20 protein-coding genes are annotated in these 17,401 nt (G+C 74.6%); 11 read left to right on the top strand and 9 right to left on the bottom strand.

What is annotated here, in order from left to right; all coding sequences use genetic code 11:
- Positions 1-2: 2 nt before the first annotated feature.
- A complete protein-coding gene (locus tag C3489_RS30740) occupies positions 3-599 on the bottom strand; it encodes a flavin reductase family protein (RefSeq protein WP_103785389.1) in 597 nt (198 codons plus the stop codon).
- 83 nt (positions 600-682) lie between these two features.
- Here C3489_RS30740 and C3489_RS30735 point away from each other — a divergent pair, with 83 nt between their 5' ends.
- Positions 683-1,591 (top strand): hypothetical protein, encoded by a 909-nt coding sequence (locus tag C3489_RS30735; protein ID WP_146075372.1) that lies wholly within the window; start codon positions 683-685, stop codon positions 1,589-1,591.
- Between the two features lie 3 nt (positions 1,592-1,594).
- On the opposite strand, the gene C3489_RS30730 is transcribed toward C3489_RS30735, so the two are convergent.
- The 3 genes from C3489_RS30730 to C3489_RS30720 form a co-directional block, all read right to left on the bottom strand.
- Entirely contained in the window at positions 1,595-2,389 is a 795-nt protein-coding gene (locus C3489_RS30730; RefSeq protein ID WP_181139912.1) for an enoyl-CoA hydratase/isomerase family protein, read from the bottom strand.
- A complete protein-coding gene (locus C3489_RS30725; RefSeq protein WP_103785370.1) occupies positions 2,380-4,605 on the bottom strand; it encodes an acetate--CoA ligase family protein in 2,226 nt (741 codons plus the stop codon). The genes C3489_RS30730 and C3489_RS30725 overlap by 10 nt, the downstream gene beginning before the upstream one ends.
- 98 nt (positions 4,606-4,703) lie before the next feature.
- The gene (locus C3489_RS30720; protein WP_103785369.1) at positions 4,704-5,915 is read right to left on the bottom strand and encodes an NAD(P)/FAD-dependent oxidoreductase; all 1,212 of its coding nucleotides are present in this window, start codon (positions 5,913-5,915) and stop codon (positions 4,704-4,706) included.
- A 168-nt stretch (positions 5,916-6,083) separates the two neighbouring features.
- Between C3489_RS30720 and C3489_RS30715 the strand changes: the two genes are divergently transcribed.
- The 4 genes from C3489_RS30715 (at position 6,084) to C3489_RS30700 (ending at position 8,612) form a co-directional block, all read left to right on the top strand.
- Positions 6,084-6,533: a DoxX family protein gene (locus C3489_RS30715; RefSeq protein ID WP_103785368.1), complete on the top strand. Its 450-nt coding sequence runs from the start codon at positions 6,084-6,086 to the stop codon at positions 6,531-6,533.
- Entirely contained in the window at positions 6,530-6,937 is a 408-nt protein-coding gene (locus tag C3489_RS30710; protein ID WP_103785367.1) for a Zn-ribbon domain-containing OB-fold protein, read from the top strand. Before C3489_RS30715 ends, C3489_RS30710 begins: the two co-directional genes overlap by 4 nt.
- Before the next feature lie 203 nt (positions 6,938-7,140).
- Positions 7,141-7,749 carry a GNAT family N-acetyltransferase gene (locus tag C3489_RS30705; protein WP_103785366.1) on the top strand — a complete coding sequence of 203 codons (609 nt, stop codon included), beginning with the start codon at positions 7,141-7,143 and terminating at the stop codon, positions 7,747-7,749.
- Positions 7,746-8,612: a GNAT family N-acetyltransferase gene (locus C3489_RS30700; RefSeq protein ID WP_103785365.1), complete on the top strand. Its 867-nt coding sequence runs from the start codon at positions 7,746-7,748 to the stop codon at positions 8,610-8,612. The genes C3489_RS30705 and C3489_RS30700 overlap by 4 nt, the downstream gene beginning before the upstream one ends.
- Here C3489_RS30700 and C3489_RS30695 read toward each other — a convergent pair.
- Positions 8,590-9,258, bottom strand: a complete 669-nt coding sequence (locus tag C3489_RS30695) for a pyridoxal 5'-phosphate synthase (protein WP_103785364.1) — start codon at positions 9,256-9,258, stop codon at positions 8,590-8,592. The two genes, C3489_RS30700 and C3489_RS30695, sit on opposite strands and share 23 nt — an antisense overlap.
- A gap of 321 nt (positions 9,259-9,579) precedes the next feature.
- On the opposite strand from C3489_RS30695, the gene C3489_RS30690 reads away from it, so the two are divergent.
- On the top strand, positions 9,580-10,083 hold the full coding sequence (locus C3489_RS30690) for a nucleoside deaminase (protein ID WP_103785363.1): 504 nt from the start codon (positions 9,580-9,582) through the stop codon (positions 10,081-10,083).
- Positions 10,084-10,288: 205 nt separating this feature from the next.
- On the opposite strand, the gene C3489_RS30685 is transcribed toward C3489_RS30690, so the two are convergent.
- Complete coding sequence (locus C3489_RS30685; protein ID WP_103785362.1) at positions 10,289-11,464, bottom strand: acetyl-CoA acetyltransferase; 1,176 nt, start codon at positions 11,462-11,464, stop codon at positions 10,289-10,291.
- Between the two features lie 83 nt (positions 11,465-11,547).
- On the opposite strand from C3489_RS30685, the gene C3489_RS30680 reads away from it, so the two are divergent.
- Both C3489_RS30680 and C3489_RS30675 read left to right on the top strand, forming a co-directional pair.
- Positions 11,548-12,711, top strand: coding sequence for an acyl-CoA dehydrogenase family protein (locus C3489_RS30680; protein WP_103785361.1), 1,164 nt, complete (start codon positions 11,548-11,550; stop codon positions 12,709-12,711).
- Complete coding sequence (locus tag C3489_RS30675) at positions 12,708-13,190, top strand: nitroreductase family deazaflavin-dependent oxidoreductase (RefSeq protein ID WP_103785360.1); 483 nt, start codon at positions 12,708-12,710, stop codon at positions 13,188-13,190. The genes C3489_RS30680 and C3489_RS30675 overlap by 4 nt, the downstream gene beginning before the upstream one ends.
- A 15-nt stretch (positions 13,191-13,205) precedes the next feature.
- Here C3489_RS30675 and C3489_RS30670 read toward each other — a convergent pair whose 3' ends face one another.
- Both C3489_RS30670 and C3489_RS30665 read right to left on the bottom strand, forming a co-directional pair.
- Positions 13,206-13,499, bottom strand: a complete 294-nt coding sequence (locus tag C3489_RS30670; protein ID WP_103785359.1) for an adenylate cyclase — start codon at positions 13,497-13,499, stop codon at positions 13,206-13,208.
- 110 nt (positions 13,500-13,609) lie between these two features.
- A complete protein-coding gene (locus tag C3489_RS30665) occupies positions 13,610-14,233 on the bottom strand; it encodes a LysE family translocator (RefSeq protein WP_103785358.1) in 624 nt (207 codons plus the stop codon).
- Between the two features lie 82 nt (positions 14,234-14,315).
- On the opposite strand from C3489_RS30665, the gene C3489_RS30660 reads away from it, so the two are divergent.
- Positions 14,316-14,768 (top strand): Lrp/AsnC family transcriptional regulator, encoded by a 453-nt coding sequence (locus tag C3489_RS30660; RefSeq protein ID WP_103785357.1) that lies wholly within the window; start codon positions 14,316-14,318, stop codon positions 14,766-14,768.
- Positions 14,769-14,967: 199 nt separating this feature from the next.
- Here C3489_RS30660 and C3489_RS30655 read toward each other — a convergent pair whose 3' ends face one another.
- Positions 14,968-15,603, bottom strand: coding sequence for a TetR family transcriptional regulator (locus tag C3489_RS30655; RefSeq protein WP_103785356.1), 636 nt, complete (start codon positions 15,601-15,603; stop codon positions 14,968-14,970).
- Positions 15,604-15,737: 134 nt separating this feature from the next.
- Here C3489_RS30655 and C3489_RS30650 point away from each other — a divergent pair, with 134 nt between their 5' ends.
- Positions 15,738-16,463: a VOC family protein gene (locus tag C3489_RS30650; RefSeq protein ID WP_181139911.1), complete on the top strand. Its 726-nt coding sequence runs from the start codon at positions 15,738-15,740 to the stop codon at positions 16,461-16,463.
- Positions 16,464-16,652: 189 nt separating this feature from the next.
- Positions 16,653-17,401, top strand: a 749-nt coding sequence (locus C3489_RS30645; protein WP_146075371.1) for a serine/threonine-protein kinase, incomplete at its 3' end; no start/stop codon positions are given.

Raw genomic sequence — 17,401 nt, 5'->3', positions numbered from 1 at the left:
GGTCAGTCCCGCAGGCCCGTGAACCGGCCCCGGTGGAACAGCAGCGGGCGCGCGCCCGGCTCCCCGGCGCCGAGCGCGTGCACCCGCCCCACGACGACGAGGTGGTCGCCCCCGGTGTGCACGGCGTGGACGGCGCAGTCGATCCAGGCGACCACGCCGTCGAGGCGGGGCGAGCCGGACACCGGTGCCGCGTCGTGTTCGACCCCGGCGAACTTGTCCGCCCCGCTCACCGCGAAGGCCTGGCACAGCTCGCCCTGCTCCTCGGCCAGCACGTTCACGCAGAAGGCGCCGGCCCGTGCGATGCGCGGCCAGGTGGTCGACGTACGGCCCACCATGAAGGCGACCAGGGGCGGGTCAAGGGAGAGGGAGCAGAAGGACTGGCAGGCGAACCCGGCGGGGGAGCCGTCGGGGCCCGCCGCCGTGATCACGGTGACGCCGGTGGCGAAGGTGCCGAGGACCCGCCGGAACTGTGCCGGGTCGACGGGGGCTCGCTCGTCCGCCCGGACGCACCGCAACTCCGGGCGCGGCAGCGGCTCCACGGGGCTGGGTACCGGCCTGAGATAGCGGACGGCCGCTGCCGCCGCCCCTGCGTGTCCCATCATCTCCCCATTGAAGCTGACGGGCCGTCAGATGGGAAGCCGGTGGACGGGCCCGGGCACGGCCCTTCGTACGCTGGGTGCCCATGGGGCGGGGAACCTTCCGGGAGACGACACGCGCGAAGCTGTCGCCTCGCGACGTGAGCGCCGCGGTGGCGGTGGGCGCGGCGCAGCTGCCGGCGGCCGTGGTGCTGCTGTGGTGCGCGAACGCGACGCAGGACGACTACGGCGCCGGGGGCGGTGGCGCCTTCGGTGTCTTCTTCGCGGTGCTTTTCGCGCCCCTGGCGCTGCCCCTGCTGGGCGCGGCGCTGGCGCTCGGGATCACCCTGCCGGCGGTGCTGCTCACCCGTCTCGGCGCCGGCAGGCTGCCCGGTCCGGCGTGGCTCTGGCACCTCGCCGCCCCGGCCGTCCCCGCCTGCGCCTGGGGCGCGGCGGCCGCCCTGGTGTGGCACTGGCCGTTCACCACCACCGCCGCCGTCCTGACCGCCCTTGCCGCGCTGCCCACCTGGGGCGTGGCCCAGGTCCGCAAGCGGGCCTGGCGGACATGGGGCGTGTGGTGGCGCTCGGCGCTCGGCTCGGTCGTCCTGGCCCTGGTGGTCCTCGTCGGCGGGATCGCCGCCCTCGCGACAGGTCTGGTCGAGGAGTTCCGGCCGCCGCACCTGACCACGGCCCGGCTCGCCGGCGACTGGCGCGGCGCGAGCGGCGCCGAACTGCGGCTGGACGCCGACGGACGGGCCCGTGCGGTCCGCCTGCCCGCCCGCCCCGGCGCCGCCGACGACGACACGGTCGAGCATGTCATGTGCGACGGCTCCGGCACCTGGGAGCCCGACGCCGACGCGGGCGGCACGGACCGGGAGGGCATCCTGCTGCACCTCGACGGGGACTGCGGCGCGGACACCCACTGGTCGTTCAGCGGCACCGACGACGCCCCGGAGCTGTTCGCGCTCTTCGGCGACCCCGGCGTCGGTACCCTGTGGATCCTCGAACGGCGCTGACGCTCACCGCCCCCGGAACCCGGGAGGGCGGCGTTCGGTGAATGCCCGGAGGCCCTCGTGGGCGTCCCGGGTCGTCATGTTGATCTCCTGTGCCGCCGCCTCCGCCGCGAACGCCGTCGCGCGGTCGGTGTCCAGGGAGGCGTTGACGAGCTGCTTGGTCAGGGCCAGGGCGCGGGTCGGGCCGGTGGCGAGGCGTTCGGCCCAGGCCGCCGCCGTCTTCGGCAGGTCGGCGTCCGGGACGACCCGGTTGACCAGCCCGAGGCGTTCGGCGTCGGCGGCGCCGAGCGCGTCACCGAAGAACAGCAGCTCCTTCGTTCGTTGCGGGCCGATCAGCCGGGGGAGGAGGTACGCGCCGCCACCGTCGGGGACGAGTCCGCGCCGTACGAACACCTCGATGAAACGGGCCGACTCGGCGGCGAGGACGAGGTCGCAGGCCAGCGCGAGGTGCGCGCCCAGGCCGGCCGCCGTGCCGTTGACCGCCGCGATCACCGGTTTCTCGCAGTCCAGTACGGCGGCGATCAGGCGCTGGGCGCCCAGGCGCAGGATGCGGGCGACGTCTCCGGGGAGCTGTTCCCGCGTGGCCGCCCCGCCCCGCAGGTCGGCGCCGGCGCAGAAGCCCCGCCCGGTGCCGGTGAGGACCACGGCACGGACGCCGGGGTCGGCGGAGGCCTCGTCCAGGAGTGCGATCAGGCGGTCACGCAGGTCGGGGGTGAGGGCGTTGAGCGCCTCGGGCCGGTCGAGGGTGACGTAGGAGACGCCGTCGCGCGACTCCTGCCGTACCGTCCCGCTCACCGGCACACCGCCAGCGCGTCCAGCGCCACCGCGCCCTGCCCGGCCGGCAGCACCATCAGCGGGTTGATCTCCAACTCGGCGACGCGGTCACCCAGTTCCAGCGCCATGCGCTGCACCCGCAGAACGACCTCCACCAACGCGTCGACGTCGGCCGGCGGCCGCCCCCGCACCCCGTCCAGCAGGGCCCGCCCGCGCAGTTCGCCGAGCATGTCCCGGGCGTGCTCCTCCGAGAACGGCGGCACCCGTACGGCCGCGTCGCGCAGCACCTCCACCAGCACCCCGCCGAGCCCGACCGTCACCGTCGGCCCGAACAGCTCGTCGTGCGCGACACCGACGACCATCTCCACGCCCCGCTCGACCATCTGGCACACCAGGACGCCGTCCAGCGCGACACCCTCGTGACGGGCGATGTCGGTCAGCTCCCGGTAGGCGTCGCGGACCTGGCTGGCCGAGGTCAGGCCGATCTTCACCAGGCCCAGCTCGGTCTTGTGGGCGATGCGCGCGCCGGACGCCTTCATCACGACCGGATAGCCCACCAGACCCGCCGCCCGCACGGCCGCCGCCGCGCTGGTGACCAGCTGCTCGCGCGGCACCCGGATGCCGTAGGCCCGCAGCAGCTGCTTGGCCGCGTGCTCGCTCAGCTGCTCGCCCGGGCGCAGCAGTTCACGTGCCTTGCGGAAGGACGGCGACGGGGTGCGCGGCGCCTCGTCGAAGGGGGAGCGGTAGCCTGCGGTGAAGCGGTGGTGGCCGAGCCAGGCGCGCACGGCGGCGAGGCAGTTGCCGACCGTGCGGAAGGTCGCCACCCGCGAGGAGCCCAGCAGGACGTCCCGGTAGGCCGGTTCGGTGCCGACGGGCGAGCCCCACACCACGCACACCAGCTTGTCCGTCCGCTCGGCCGCGTCCACCAGGTCCCGCACCAGCCGGTCGCTCAGCGGCGGGAAGGGCCCGGTGACCGGGCAGATCAGCACCCCGATGCCGGGGTCGTCGAGCAGCGCGTCGATGATCTTCCGGCCGCGCTCGTCGCCGACCGGGTGCCCGCCGCTGTCGACGGGGTTCGCCACGCTCAGATACGGCGGTATCCACTGGTGCAGCTCCGCCTGCCGGGCCGGTGACAGCTCGGGCAGGTGCAGGCCCGCCGCTGCCGCGAGGTCGGCGACGTGCGCGCCGGTGCCGCCCGAGATGGCGTAGACGGCGACCCCGTCGGCTCGCGGGGGCCGGGCCCGGGCCAGCAGGGTGGCGGTGTCCTGGAGCTGGTCGAGCGCGTCGACCCGGATCACCCCGAACTGCCGCATCGCCGCGTCCACCACCGCGTCCGCGCCGGTCAGCTTGCCGGTGTGGGAGGCGGCCGTGCGCGCGCCGGTCTCGGTGCGGCCCACCTTGACGGCGACCACCGGCACCCCGCGCCGGGCGGCCCGGTCGGCGGCGAGCAGGAAGGCGCGGCCGTCCTTGAGGCCCTCGATGTAGGCCGCGATGGCACCGACCTCGGGCCGCTCGGCGAAGTAGGCCAGGAAGTCGGCGGTCTCCAGGTCGGCCTCGTTGCCGGTGGGCGCCCAGTGGGACAGCCGGACGCCGTTCTCCTGGAGGGCGAAGACCGGGCGGCCCTGGTGGCCGGACTGGGTGATCAGGGCGATGGCCGGACCGTCGAGGTCGTCGCGGAAGTGCTCGAAGGCGTTGAGGTTGGTGTTCGGGCCGAGCAGCCGCATCCCGGAGCGCCGCACCGCCTGGGCGAGCCGTTCCTGCGCGGCGGCGCCGCGCGGTCCGGTCTCGGCGAAACCGGAGGCGAAGACGACCGCGAACCGGGCCTTGGCGTCGGCCAGTTGCTCGATCACGGGCAGGGGTTCGGCGACCAGCAGCACGGCGAGGTCGACCTGTTCGGGCAGCTCGGCGACGGTCGGGACGCAGGGCAGGCCGAAGACGTCCGCGCGGGTGGGATGCACCGGGTGCAGGCGCGCGCCGACCCGCTCGGCCCAGGTGAGCAGCCGGCGGGTGATGCCGGTGTGGGGCCGGCCCTCGGCGTCCGAGGCGCCGATCACGGCGACGGACTCGGGGCGGAAGAAGCGGTCGAGGTCGGGGGCGTCGGCGTACAGCGGACGGCCGCTGACGTCGAGGTCGCCGGCGTCGGCGGGCCGGCCGTGGACGGCGGGCGCGGGGGGTTCACCGCACGCGATGACCCGGGCCCGGCGGGAGTCGGTGGTGAGGGTGCCGTGGGTTGATCCAAGCATCGGTCCGCCCGCTCTCGTCGTGACGGTCAGGTAACTGACACATCGTCAGATTAGCGAGTTGAGGCCGGGTCAGGAACGGGCGTGCAGGCAAAGAGTGGTCAGAGCGGCAGCCGGGAGATCCGCGCACCGCCGTCCCGGGTGACGGCCTTCGCGATCCGCACCGCGTCCCTCGCCAGCTCCCGGAGCATGCCGCTGATCGGGTTGGTGAAGCCGGTGAAGTACAGCCCCGGGGCGCCCTGCGGGCTGCGGGCGCCGTGCGCGACGGGCCGGCCGCGCGCGTCGAGCACGCCGAGGTGGCCGACCAGGTCCTGGAGCCCGCGGACGTATCCGGTGGCGGCGACCACGGCGTCCGGCTCGATCCGGCTGCCGTCGGCGAGCACCACCTTGCCGTCCTCGAAGCCCTCGACGGCGGCGACGACCTCGACCCGGCCCTTGCGCACCGCGTCGATCAGCCCGACGTCCTGCACGGGGATCGCGCCCTCGGTGACCCTGCTGTACAGGCCGGTGTCCGGGCGGGGCAGGCCGTGCGCGGACAGGTCGGGCACGCTGAGCCGGGCCAGCGGCCGGGCGAGGGCGTCCACCAGCGGCACCGGCAGCCGCCGGACCAGCACGCCGGTGTACTGGGCGGCCCAGCCGGCGGTCGAGCGGCGCACGATGTGCGGGGCGGTGCGCACCGCGAGCCGCACCCGGGCGGCGCCGCCCTCCACCAGGTCGACGGCGATCTCGGCGCCGGTGTTGCCGACGCCGACGACCAGGACGTCCCGGCCGGCGTACGGCCCGGGGTTGCGGTAGTGGGAGGCGTGCAGGAACTCCCCGGTGTACGACGTGCGGCCGGGCCAGTCGGGGACGTACGGCGTGTGGTTGAAGCCGGTGGCGACGACGACCGCGGCGCCGGTCAGCTCCCGCCCGCCGGTGGCGCGCAGCAGCCAGCCGGTGCCGTCGGGGGTGCGGTCGACGCGGGAGACCTCGACGCCGGTGACGATCTCCAGTTCGTGGTGCTCGGCGTACTTCTCCAGGTAGCGCACCACGTCGTCCCGGGCCACCCAGCGCCCGAACCGGCGCGGCATCGGCAGCCCCGGCAGGGCCGACAGGCGCCGGGTGGTGTGCAGGTGCAGCCGGTCGTAGTGGCGCCGCCAGGACGTGCCGACCCGGTCGGCCCGCTCCAGCACGACGGCCCGCACCCCGCGGGCGCGCAGCGCGTACGCGACGGCCAGGCCGCCGGGCCCGCCGCCGACGACGTACACGGGGCGGTCCGCCGGGGTGGACGGCGCCGGGTGCGCGGGGGACGGGGACGCGGTGGAGTCGGCCATGAGCGCGAGCGTAATCACGCCCCGGGTTGATGGGTCTCGGTCAAGACCGGAATTGGTTGCGGATTGATCACGAGTGTGAAGATCCCGGCGTCCCGGGCGGGCGTCGCGCGGCAGCCGCCCTTCCCGGACTCTCGGCATTTCCGGCGATCTGACGTACCGTCAGAAACCATGGACACGATCGGACTCAGTGGCCCGCACTGGCTGGCGGTGCTGCGGATCGGGCTCGGGCTGTGGTGGCTGGAGAGCTGGCGGCACAAGGACAGGAAGAGCTGGTTCGAGGGGGCCGGCATCGCCTGGGCGGCCGACATCGCCGCACGGCACCGCTGGAGCGCCGTCCGCTCCGGCTTCGAGCGGGTCGTCGCACCCCGGCCGCGCGCCATGGCGTACGTCGTCGGCGGCGCCGAACTGGCCCTGGGGCTCGGCCTGACCGCCGGCTTCCTCACGCCGGTGGCGCTGCTCGCCGGGCTGCTGCTGAACGCGCTGTACTTCGTGCTGATGATCCACGACTGGGCCGAGCAGGGGCAGAACGCCATGATGGCGCTGATCTCCCTGGTCGGTCTGTTCGGGATGGCGTGGCAGGGCTGGTCGCTGGACGCGGCGCTGGGCTGGTTCGGATGACCGGGCCGCGGTACGACATCCCCGAACCGGACGCCTTCACCCGCCCCTACTGGGACGCCGCCGCCCGGGGCCTGCTGCTGATCCGCCGCTGCCGGTCCTGCGGCCGGGCCCACCACTACCCGCGCGAGTTCTGCCCGCACTGCTGGAGCGAGGACGTCGACTGGGAGCGGGCGAGCGGCCGGGCCACCCTCTACACCTGGTCCGTCGTCCACCGCAACGACCTGCCCCCCTTCGGCGAACGCGTCCCGTACGTCCCCGCGGTCGCCGACCTGGCGGAGGGCCCCCGCCTGATGACCGAGCTGGTGGAGTGCGCGCCGGGCGACCTACGGGCGGGCCAGGAACTGACGGTGACGTTCCGCCGGGCGGGGGTGGTGACGGTGCCGGTGTTCCGGCCCGTGGGGTGAGGGGGCGGGGACGACCGTCAACGCCGACCGGGCGGCCCTCTGGTGCTCCTGCCAGTGGGGATGGAACAGCCTCGCCCGAGAGCCGGACGAGCCGTCGCCGCAGCGTGGTGCGCGGCCTCCCTGTGACCCGCACCGGCCTTCGTCCCGGTCCCGGCCCGGAAATTCCCCGCCGCCCGCCGCCCTCCCTGTTGTTCAATGACCGGATGACGTCCGACACCACCGCCCTTCGTCCGGCCATAAGCGCCCGCGATCTGCGTCTGCGTCGCTGGGATCCCCTCTCGGACGCCGATGCTGAGACGTTCCTGCGGGGCTGCCTGGATCCGGAGTTCCAGCGCTGGAACACTCCGCAGCGGCCCATCAGGGACCTTGCGGACGCCCGTGCCGCCCTGGAGAGCAAGGCCGAGGCGGCCGAGGCCGGGACCGGGGTGGCGTTCTGCGTCGAGGACGCGGACAGCGGTGCGCCGCTCGGCCACATCGGCGTGAACCGGATCGACCGCGCCATGCGCTCCGCCATCGTCGGCTACTGGGTGCTGCCCGAGGCGCGCGGCCGGGGCGTCGCCACCCGCGCGCTCGGCGTCACCGCCCGCTGGGTCTTCACCGACCTCGGCCTGTACCGCCTGGAACTCGACCACGCCGTCGGCCACGAGGTGTCCTGCAAGGTCGCCGAGCGGTGCGGCTTCCGTTACGAGGGGACACTGCGCGGCGCGATGTGGCAGGAGGGCCGCCGGGACGCCTTCCGCGACTGCCATCTGCACGCCCGCCTCGCCACCGACCCCGAGCCGGCGGAGGCGAAGAACGGGAGCGGAGCGTGAGCGACTGGTGGATCACCGGTGACCTGGACGCCTTCCTCGACCGCGCCGGCGCCTTCCTGCACTCCCGGCCCGCCGAGCACACCGTCGCGCTGACCGTCACCGACGGGCTGCGCCGCCGCGGCCTGCGGGCCTTCGGCGACGGCGACCCCGTCTTCGGCGTCCTGGAGCGCGCGGGCCGCGTCGAGGCGGCCCTCGTCGCCACGCCCCCGTGGCCGCCCAACCTCACCCGCCTGTCCGAGACCGACGCCGACGCGCTCGCCGCGCACCTGGCCGCCCTCGGCCACGAGCTGTCCGGTGTCTCCGCCGAGCGGGACACGGCCGCCGCGTTCGCCGAAGCCTGGCAGCGCTACACCGGCGCGAAGGCCGAGCCGCACCAGCGGCAGCGGCTGTACCGCCTGGACGAGCTGACCGTCCCCGACCCGCTGCCGCCGGGCCGCGCCCGCGTCGCCGAAGCCGCCGACCGGGACCTGCTCGCCCGCTGGTTCGCCGAGTTCGCGCGGGACGTCGGCGAGGAACGCGTGGGCGACACCGAGGCGTGGGCCGACTCCCGTCTCGCCTACGGCGGCGTCACCCTCTGGGAGGCCCCGGACGGCACCCCCGTCGCCATGGCCGGCGTGACCCGGCTGATCGCCGGACAGATCCGGGTCGCCCCCGTCTACACCCCGGCCGACCTGCGCGGCCGTGGCTACGGCGGCGCCGCCACCGCCACGGTCAGCCGGGCCGCGCTCGACGCCGGCGCCGACGAGGTGCTCCTCTTCACCGACCTCGCCAACCCCACCAGCAACGCCCTCTACCAGCGGATCGGCTACCGCCCGGTGGCCGACTTCGAGGTGTGGGAGTTCACGGCCACAGCAGCCGGCTGACCCAGGTGCCGTCGTCGGAGCGCCGGTACACCAGCCGGACGTGCCGTCGCGCCTCGTCGCCCTGGAAGAACTCCACCTCCTCGGGGAGCAGCCGGTACAGCGTCCACGTCGGTGCCTCGGCGTCCGGCTCGCGCCGGGCCCGGTCCCACGCGGCCTGCGAGGCGCGGTGCAGTTCCTCGACGGACTCCAGCGGCTCGCTCTGCCGGCCGGTCAGCGCGGCCGCCAGCGCCCCCGTGGAGCGGGCGTGCAGATCCGCCCGCGCCTCGGCCGGCGGCGCCACGGTGACGGGGCCGCGCACCCGGACCTGCCGGCCCAGCACCGGCCAGTAGAAGCAGAGGGCGGCATACGGCCGCTCGGCGAGCTGGCGGCCCTTGCGGCTGACGGAGTGGGAGGCGAAGGCCCAGCCGTCGGCGTCGGCGCCGTGCAGCATCACGATCCGCGCGTCCGGGCGGCCCTCCGCGTCCGCGGTGGCCAGCGCCATGGTGTGCGGTTCCGGCTGCCCGGCCGCCACCGCTTCCGCGAACCACTCCTGGAACAGGGCGACCGGGTCGGCGGGGGCGGCGGCCGGGTCCAGCGGCGGCAGCCGGGTCACCTCCGGGGCCCACACCCGCAGTGACCTCAGCAGCTCGTGCAGTTGGGTTGCCATGGGGGGAGGGTATCCGCGCCGTACGTGACTACAGTGACCTGCCGGAACAGCGACTGTAGGAATCTATGAAGGACCGGTCCCGGCCTGCTGACTCATTCATGTCTTCCGTTCCTAGCTCGCGCCACCGGGTTGGCTGTGTACTCCTCGTACCAGTTGCAACGGCCACAGACACGTTGCGACGACGCAAGAAATCAGTGCCGCACAGCTGCTCGATCCTAGGCACGAACACGTCTGCGCCGTCCAGCCGCGTCGATCCCGTCGCGGGTGCCCGCCTCCTCGGCGGCGCCCCCGGCCCCCGTCTGCCGAGAACAAGGAGAGACCATGACCGCGCACGCCCAGGAAACCAGCGTCGAGGACTTCGAGCGCGCCTGGATGGATGAGGCCATCGGGCTGGCCACCAACAGTGTGGCCAACGGCGGCGGACCGTTCGGCGCCCTGATCGCCAAGGACGGCGAGATCGTCGCGCTCGGGCACAACCAGGTCACCGCGAACCTGGACCCCACGGCGCACGCCGAGGTGAGCGCCATCCGCGCCGCCTGCCAGAAGCTCGGCACCTTCTCGCTGGCGGGCTGCGTCCTGGTCACCTCGTGCGAGCCGTGTCCGATGTGTCTGTCCTCGGCGCTGTGGGCGCGGGTCGACCGTGTCGTCTTCGCCGCCGACCGGGACGACGCCGCGGTGGCCGGCTTCGACGACCGCGCCTTCTACGATCTGTTCGACAAGAAGCCCGCGTCGCTGTGGCCCATGCCGGTCGACCGCCTGGAGATGCCGAACCGCACGGCGCCGTTCGACGCGTGGCTGGCCAAGGCCGACCGCATCGACTACTGACGGGCGTCCTCGTCGATACAACGGGCGTCCTCGATACAACGGACGTCTTCGATACAGGCGCAGGGCCGCTCACGGGGGCGGCCCTGCGGCGGACGCGGCCCCAGGGGGGCGGCCGCACGGCGGGGGCAGGTCCCACACGGGGGTCTGCCCCCGCCGCGTTCGCAGCCCTCCCGCCGTCTTCGGAGCCCTCCAGCAGGGTCTCGGTTCAGTCCCGTCCCAGCACCACCGTCCCGGACGAGCAGAACCAGCCGCCGGTGCCCGAGGCCACCCCCAGCCGGGGCGGGCCCTGGTCCGGGCCGCGCACCTGGCGGGCGCCCGCCTCCCCGCGCAGCTGCCGTACCGCCTCCACCAGCAGGAACAGCCCCCGCATCCCGGGGTGCAGGGCCGACAGACCGCCGCCGTCGGTGTTCACCGGCAGCGCGCCGCCCTCCACCCGCAGCCGGCCCTTCTCCACGAACGCCCCGCCCTCGCCCTTGGCGCAGAAGCCGAGGTCCTCCAGGGTCACCAGGGTCATGTAGGTGAAGGCGTCGTAGATCTCGGCGAAGTCCATCTCCTGCGGGCGCAGCCCGGCCCGCGCGAAGGCGAGCCGGCCGCTGACCGCCGCCGGGGAGACGGTGAAGTCGGGCCACTGGGACATCGCGGCGTGCGAGACGTGCTCGCCGGTCCCGAGCACCCACACCGGGGCCGTACGGCAGTCCCGCGCGTACTCCTCCGAGGCCAGCAGCACGGCCGCGCCGCCGTCGGAGCGGATGCAGCAGTGCAGCCGGGTGAACGGGTCGGCGATCATCGGCCCGGACAGGACGTCGTCCACGGTGATCGGGTCGCGGTGCGTCGCCTCCGGGTTGAGCGCCGCGTTCGCCCGGGCCTGGACCGCCACCTCGGCCAGCTGCTCGATCGTCGTGCCGTGTTCGATCATGTGCCGGCGGGCGGCCATCGCGTACTTCGCGATCAGCGTGTGCCCGTACGGCACCTCGAACTGCAGTGGCCCGCGCGCCCCGAAGGACAGGTCCCCGGTGCGCCGGCCGGCCCGGATGTCGGCGCGGGCGGTGGAGCCGTACGCCAGCAGCACGGCGTTCGCGTGCCCGGCGGCGATCGCGTCGGCCGCGTGGGCCGCCATGACCTCCCAGGTGGCACCGCCGACGGAGGTGGAGTCGACCCAGGTGGGGCGCAGCCCCAGGTACTCGGCCACCTCCACCGGGGCCAGCGTGCCGAGCCCGGCCGAGGCGAAGCCGTCGACCCGGGACCGGTCCAGGCCGGCGTCCGCGAGCGCGCGGCGGGCGGCCCGGGCGTGCAGGGTGTACGGGGTCGCGTCGTCCACGCCGCCGCAGTCGGAGAGGGCCACACCGACCACGGCGACCTTCCTGTTCCCTGTCGAGACCATGAATCTGACGGTATATCAGTTCCCTCTCCCCGCACACCGCCCTAACATGACGGCCCGTCAGATCACTTGGAGAGGGGCCGCCCATGGACGCCCGCCTCACCCCCGCACGGGACGTCGACCGCCCCGCCCTGCGCGCCCTGCTGGAGCAGCAGCGCGGCCCCGCCGGACCCGGCCCCGGCTTGTGGACCGCCCTGGCCGACCGGTTCGGCCTGCCCGCCCTGACCGTCCCGGAGACCTATGGCGGCCGGACCGTCCCCGGGACCCGCGGCGGCCTCGGCGGCCTCGGCGGTACGGCGACGCTGCTCGCCCTCGCCTGCGAGGAGACGGGCCGCGCCCTCACCCCGACACCGCTGCTCGCCACCAGCGTGCTCGCCGCCCCGCTGGTCCTGGCCCTGGGCACCGACGCCCAGCGCGCCGAGCTGCTCCCGGCGCTCGCCTCCGGCACGCTCACCGCGACCCTCGCCGCCCCCGGCCCCGGTCTCGCCACCGCGCTCGCGCTGACCGGCCCCAACGACGGCGACTGGGCCGGCGGGGGCCGGGCGGGCGGCGTGCAGGCCCGGCGGGACGGCGACGGCTGGCTGCTGTACGGGCAGGCCGACCGCGTCCTCGACGGAGACGGCGCCCACCTCCTGCTGGTCGCCGCGCACACCGGCGGCTTCGCCCGCTCCCGCACCCTGCTCTACCTGGTCCGCGCGGACGCCACCGGCCTGCACAGGTCCCGACAGCCCGCCCCGGACGGCACCCGGCCGCAGGCCCGCGTCCAGCTGCGGGACGTACCGGCCGAGCTGCTCGGCGACGAGCACGCCGACGTCCTCGCGGCGCTCGCCGCGACCGGCGACACGGTGGCCGCCGCCGTGGCCTGCGAGGCGGTGGGTGCGGCCGGGCGGGCGCTGGAGCACGCCGGGGCGCCGGATGGTCCCGGGGACATACCGCTGCGGGTGCGGGCTGCCCGCGCGGCCGCACGCCACGCGGCGTGGGCGAGCGGCGGTGAGGCGGACGGGACCGGGGCCAAGGAGGCGGTGGCCGACCGGCTCGGTGTTCTCGCCCTCGCACAGGCCCTGGACGCCCTGCGGGGCGCGGCGGCGGAGGCCGTGCACGCCTCCTGCGGCCGCGGTTTCGCCGCCGAGCGCGAGGCTCACCTGTACATGGGGCGGGCCGCCGGGGACGAGGCGCTGTTCGGGCCGGTGCACCGGCTGCGGGAGCACGGGGCGGGACCCGGTGCCGAGCCGGCGGAGGTGATCGTATGAAGGCGCCGGGGGAGCGGCTGGTGCAGAAGGTGTCCTCGACGCGCGCCTTCGCCCGGATCGCGCCGCACGTCGTGCCCGCCCTCGACCGGGCCGTGCACCGGCTCAGCCGGGGCCGGACGCTGCTCAGCACGCTGATGCTGCCGGGCCTGGTCCTCACCACCACCGGAGCCCGCAGCGGCCTGCCCCGCCGCACCCCGCTGGCCTGCCTGCCGCAGGACGACGGCTGGCTCCTGGTCGGCTCCAACTTCGGCCGACCCGGCCACCCCGCCTGGACCCACAACCTCCTCGCCCACCCGGACGCCCGGATCAGCTTCCGGGGCGAGGAGATCGAGGTGACGGCGCGGTTGCTGCGGGGCGAGGAGCGCGCGGCGGCCTGGCGCGCGGCCCTCGCCCTGTGGCCGCCGTACGCCGCCTACCAGGCGCGGGTGGAGCGGGAGATACGGGTGTTCAGGCTGGTACCCGGACAGCCGCCGCGCTGAGGCGGCTAAGGGGCCTCAGCGCGACGACACCTGGAAGCAGGCCACGTCGTACTGGGAGACCGACTTGGGGTTGACGGAGTTCTGCGGCTGGGTGCCGGCGTACTTGGAGTCGGCGGTGCCGCCGGAGAAGGCGGAGCCGGGAGCGGTCCCGGCCTTGCCGGGGGTGCGCGGCTGGTCCTCGCAGGACTGGCTCGGCTGGCCGTGGGAGCCGGTGGAGTCCGCGAAGGCGGGGGCGGCGGCCAGGCCCGCGGCGCCGGTCACCAGGGCGAGGGAGGCCACGGCGAGGCCGGCCCGCTTCAGGAGTTTCATGATCGCCTCTCCTTTCGGAAGGCGTGCGGGCGGCGCCCCCCTCCGCGGAGGCCGTCTCCCGCGCTGCGGAGGGTGTTCGCCTGTGGATACGTACGCCGCCTGGGCCGCGTTCACAGTGTCGCCAGGCGCTCCACCAGCAGGAACGCGCCGATGCCGAGCATGGCCGCGCCCGAGGTGCGGGTGACCGCGCGGGCCGCGGCGGGCCGGGCGCCGAGCACCGCGCGGGCCAGCAGACCGACGGCGAGGTAGACGGCGGCGCAGCACGCCATGTGCAGCAGGCCCAGCACGGCGGTCTGTGCCGGCACCGGCAGCCGGGCGCCGCGCACGGCGAGGAACTGGGGCAGGACGGAGAGGTAGAGCAGCAGTCCCTTGGGGTTCAGCCCGCTGATCGCGGCCCCGCGCCCGAACACCCGCAGCCCGCTCTGCGCCGCCACCGTCTCCCCGGCGTCCGGCACCGCGGGCCGCCGCAGCACGCCCCAGCCCAGCCACACCAGATAGCCCGCCCCCACCACGGTCAGCGCCGTCAGCAGCGCCGGGGAGCCCGCGACCAGCACCGCGAGCCCCGCCGCCGCCAGCGCCGTGTGCAGCGCGTACCCGGCGACCAGACCGGCCACCGCCCAGCCCACCGAGCGGCCGCCGAGCCCGGCGGCGATGGCGTACGCCCAGTCGGCGCCCGGCACGCAGACCAGCAGGAAGTCCAGGGCGAGGAAGGAGAGGAGGGTGGCGGAGTCCATACCGGGCAGATTAGGCGCGATCCGGCCGAAAGTGTTTCCGAAGTTTGCGGGTGCACTCGCACTGTGGGGGAAGATCTGCCTCATGGACGACGTGGACCGGAAAATCCTTGCCGAGCTGCAGCAGGACGGGCGGCTGACCGTGACCGAGCTGGCCGCGCGGGTGCGCCTGAGCGTCTCGCCCTGCCATCGGCGGCTGCGCGAGCTGGAGCGGTCGGGGGCGATCAGCGGCTACCGGGCGGTGGTGGAGCCGGCGGCCGTGGGGCTGACCTTCGAGGCGCTGGTCTTCGTCTCGATGCGGCAGGAGGACCGGGAGACGGTCGCCGGGTTCGAGCAGGCCCTGGGAGAGGTGCCGGAGGTGGTGGAGGCGCAGCGGCTGTTCGGCGAGCCGGACTATCTGCTGCGGGTGGTCGCCGCGGACCTGGCCGCCTACCAGCGGCTCTACGACGACCGCCTGGCCACCCTGCCGGGGGTGCAGCGGCTGACGTCCACGCTGGTGATGAAACACGTGGTCAAGGACCGCCCCCTTCCGGCGTGAACGCTCCGCTGGGCGGGCCCGGGAGCGCGTGTGCCGTCGTTCGTCTGCGGCGCCGTCTCGGCTGGTCGCGCAGTTCCCCGCGCCCCTTGGGGGCGCTCCCCGGCGGATACGCAGCAGGCGGTGGTCCACCTGGGTGGACCACCGCCTGCCAGACAGGACTTGGGGGCCTGGGGCAACAGGCCGGACGGAGTGCCGGGGCCTACCTCGACGGCTTCTTGCCGGTGACGCCCAGGTGCACCAACAGCGCCAGGTTGGGCTTGAGTTCGGCCTGCTTCACGCCCCAGGACGTGAAGCCCTTCTGGTGCGAGGCGACCGCCGCGAGCATCGCGACGAGCGAGCCGGCGATGGCCGCCGGGTTCACGTCCTTGTCGATCCTGCCCTTGGCCTGCAGCTCGGAGATCGCCTCGGACAGGGAGTTGTTCACCGAGTTGAGGATCTTCATGCGGAGCTTGTAGAAGCGCTTGTCGCCCTCGGCGGCACCGAGATCGACCACGCGCAGGATCGCGTCGTTCTTCCGCCAGAACTCCAGGAACCCGTCGACGAGTTCCTGCGCGGTCTGCCAGCCGGCCTTGCCGGTCCACGACCGGCCCTGGACCAGCTCGGTCAAGACGGCGCCCTCGGCGGCCATTTGCTCGGCGATCTCCAGGACGGCGCCTTCGACGTCCGGGAAGTACTGGTAGAACGTCGCGGGCGAAGTGCCCGCCTTCCGGGCCACGTCGATGACCTTGACGTCCCGGTACGGAGAGGAGCTGAGCATCTCGCTGAGGCAGTCCAGCAGCTTCTGCCGTGTCGCCTGCCCGCGCCGACCGGCCACGCGGCCGTCGACGGTACGCACTTGTCCTGTCATGCCGTCAGCTTACCGAGGGGGGATCGGAGCGCGATTCGGCCGACTGCAAATGGGGTGCACGGGGGCAGCGAGGCTGGTGTGCCTGGTCTGCGCGGTGCGCGCGGTCCCGCTACGTTGGCCGCATGGCCGAAAACAGGGCATCCGCGTATACAGAGGGCGTCCCGTGCTGGGTGGACGCCCAGCTGCCGGACCTGGAGGCGGGCAAGCGGTTCTACGGTGAGCTCTTCGGGTGGACCTTCGAGCCCGCGCACGCCGAGACGGTGTGGGCCCGGCTGGACGGGGAACCGGTCGCCGCGCTCGCTCGCAAGACCGACGGCCGGCTGCCCACCGTCTGGACCGTCCACTTCGCCACCCCCGACGCCGAGGCGCTCTCCCGGCGCATCCTGGCGGCCGGCGGGCAGGTGGTCACCGCCCCGCTGCCGCTCGGCGAGCTCGGCGTCACCGCCCTGGCCGCCGACCCCGAGGGCGCCGTCTTCGGCCTGTGGCAGCCCGGCAGCCACCCCGGCTTCGGCCGCCGCCACGCCGAGGGCGCGTTCGTCTGGGTCGAGCTGTACGCCCGCGACACCGCCGCCGCCAACACCTTCTACGGCGGCCTCTTCCACGACGCCCTCTTCGGCCCCGACGCCGAGCCGGACTTCGGCCGCGCCCCGGTCTCCGACGTCTTCCCGGCCGAGATGCCGCCCCACTTCCTGGTCCACTTCCGGGTGGCGGACTGCGCTCAGGCCCTGGGCCGGGTGCAGCGCCTGGGCGGACGGGTGCAGGCGGAGCCGTTCACCACCTCCTACGGCACGGTGGCGGTGGTCACGGACGACCAGGGCGCGTCCTTCGCGGTGCTGGAGCGGTCGTAGAACGGGCCCGAGCTGCCCTTTGTGTCCTGAAATAATGCGAGACACCCCTCCTGTCGCCGGGTTCGCAACCAGTGCCCGGGCCAGGAAGAATCGGGGTGCGTGCCGCCGCGGCGGTGCGGTGGTGAGACGCTGCACTTCGGCCGCGTACACACATAGGTGGCGCGGCTCGAACGGGGAGGTGGCAGGCAAGTGGTGGATCAGCTGACGCAGCACGATCCTCGGCGGATCGGGCCGTTCGAGGTGCTGGGACGGCTGGGTGCCGGCGGCATGGGGCTGGTCTATCTGGCGCGCTCGGCGTCCGGGCGGCGCGTGGCGATCAAGACCGTCCGCACCGAGCTGGCCGAGGACCAGCTGTTCCGGGTCCGCTTCACGCGCGAGGTGGAGGCGGCCCGCGCGGTCTCCGGCTTCTACACGGCGGCCGTCGTCGACGCCGACCCGCGTGCCGCGGTGCCCTGGCTGGCCACGGCGTACGTGCCCGCGCCCTCCCTTGAGGAGATAGTGAACGAGTGCGGGCCGCTGCCGGCCCAGGCGGTGCGCTGGCTGGCGGCCGGCGTCGCCGAGGCGCTGCAGTCCATCCACGGAGCCGGCCTGGTCCACCGCGACCTGAAGCCGTCCAACGTCCTCGTCGTGGAGGACGGCCCCCGGGTGATCGACTTCGGCATCGCCTCGGGTGTCTCGAACACACGTCTGACCATGACGAACGTCGCCGTCGGCACCCCCGCCTACATGTCCCCCGAACAGGCCAAGGACTCCCGCAGCGTCACCGGCGCGTCCGACGTCTTCTCCCTCGGTTCCACCCTCGTCTTCGCGGCCACCGGCCACCCGCCCTTCCACGGCGCCAACCCGGTCGAGACCGTCTTCATGCTGCTGCGCGAGGGCCCCGACCTGGAGGGCCTGCCCGACGAGCTGCGCCCGCTGATCGAGTCCTGCATGCAGAT

Source organism: Streptomyces sp. Ru71 (assembly GCF_002920535.1).
Taxonomy (GTDB): Bacteria; Actinomycetota; Actinomycetes; order Streptomycetales; family Streptomycetaceae; genus Streptomyces.
This window is presented reverse-complemented; position numbering and strand designations above follow the sequence as displayed.

Bases quoted from the DNA above. Each gene is read 5' to 3' on its own strand.
- C3489_RS30725 (WP_103785370.1), bottom strand. From the start codon at position 4,605: ATGCTTGGATCAACCCACGGCACCCTCACCACCGACTCCCGCCGGGCC.
- C3489_RS30710 (WP_103785367.1), top strand. From the start codon at position 6,530: ATGACCGGGCCGCGGTACGACATCCCCGAACCGGACGCCTTCACCCGC.
- C3489_RS30680 (WP_103785361.1), top strand. From the start codon at position 11,548: ATGGACGCCCGCCTCACCCCCGCACGGGACGTCGACCGCCCCGCCCTG.
- C3489_RS30735 (WP_146075372.1), top strand. From the start codon at position 683: ATGGGGCGGGGAACCTTCCGGGAGACGACACGCGCGAAGCTGTCGCCT.
- C3489_RS30705 (WP_103785366.1), top strand. From the start codon at position 7,141: ATGACGTCCGACACCACCGCCCTTCGTCCGGCCATAAGCGCCCGCGAT.
- C3489_RS30740 (WP_103785389.1), bottom strand. From the start codon at position 599: ATGGGACACGCAGGGGCGGCGGCAGCGGCCGTCCGCTATCTCAGGCCG.
- C3489_RS30675 (WP_103785360.1), top strand. From the start codon at position 12,708: ATGAAGGCGCCGGGGGAGCGGCTGGTGCAGAAGGTGTCCTCGACGCGC.
- C3489_RS30650 (WP_181139911.1), top strand. From the start codon at position 15,738: ATGGCCGAAAACAGGGCATCCGCGTATACAGAGGGCGTCCCGTGCTGG.
- C3489_RS30715 (WP_103785368.1), top strand. From the start codon at position 6,084: ATGGACACGATCGGACTCAGTGGCCCGCACTGGCTGGCGGTGCTGCGG.
- C3489_RS30670 (WP_103785359.1), bottom strand. From the start codon at position 13,499: ATGAAACTCCTGAAGCGGGCCGGCCTCGCCGTGGCCTCCCTCGCCCTG.
- C3489_RS30685 (WP_103785362.1), bottom strand. From the start codon at position 11,464: ATGGTCTCGACAGGGAACAGGAAGGTCGCCGTGGTCGGTGTGGCCCTC.
- C3489_RS30695 (WP_103785364.1), bottom strand. From the start codon at position 9,258: ATGGCAACCCAACTGCACGAGCTGCTGAGGTCACTGCGGGTGTGGGCC.
- C3489_RS30665 (WP_103785358.1), bottom strand. From the start codon at position 14,233: ATGGACTCCGCCACCCTCCTCTCCTTCCTCGCCCTGGACTTCCTGCTG.
- C3489_RS30720 (WP_103785369.1), bottom strand. From the start codon at position 5,915: ATGGCCGACTCCACCGCGTCCCCGTCCCCCGCGCACCCGGCGCCGTCC.
- C3489_RS30690 (WP_103785363.1), top strand. From the start codon at position 9,580: ATGACCGCGCACGCCCAGGAAACCAGCGTCGAGGACTTCGAGCGCGCC.
- C3489_RS30660 (WP_103785357.1), top strand. From the start codon at position 14,316: ATGGACGACGTGGACCGGAAAATCCTTGCCGAGCTGCAGCAGGACGGG.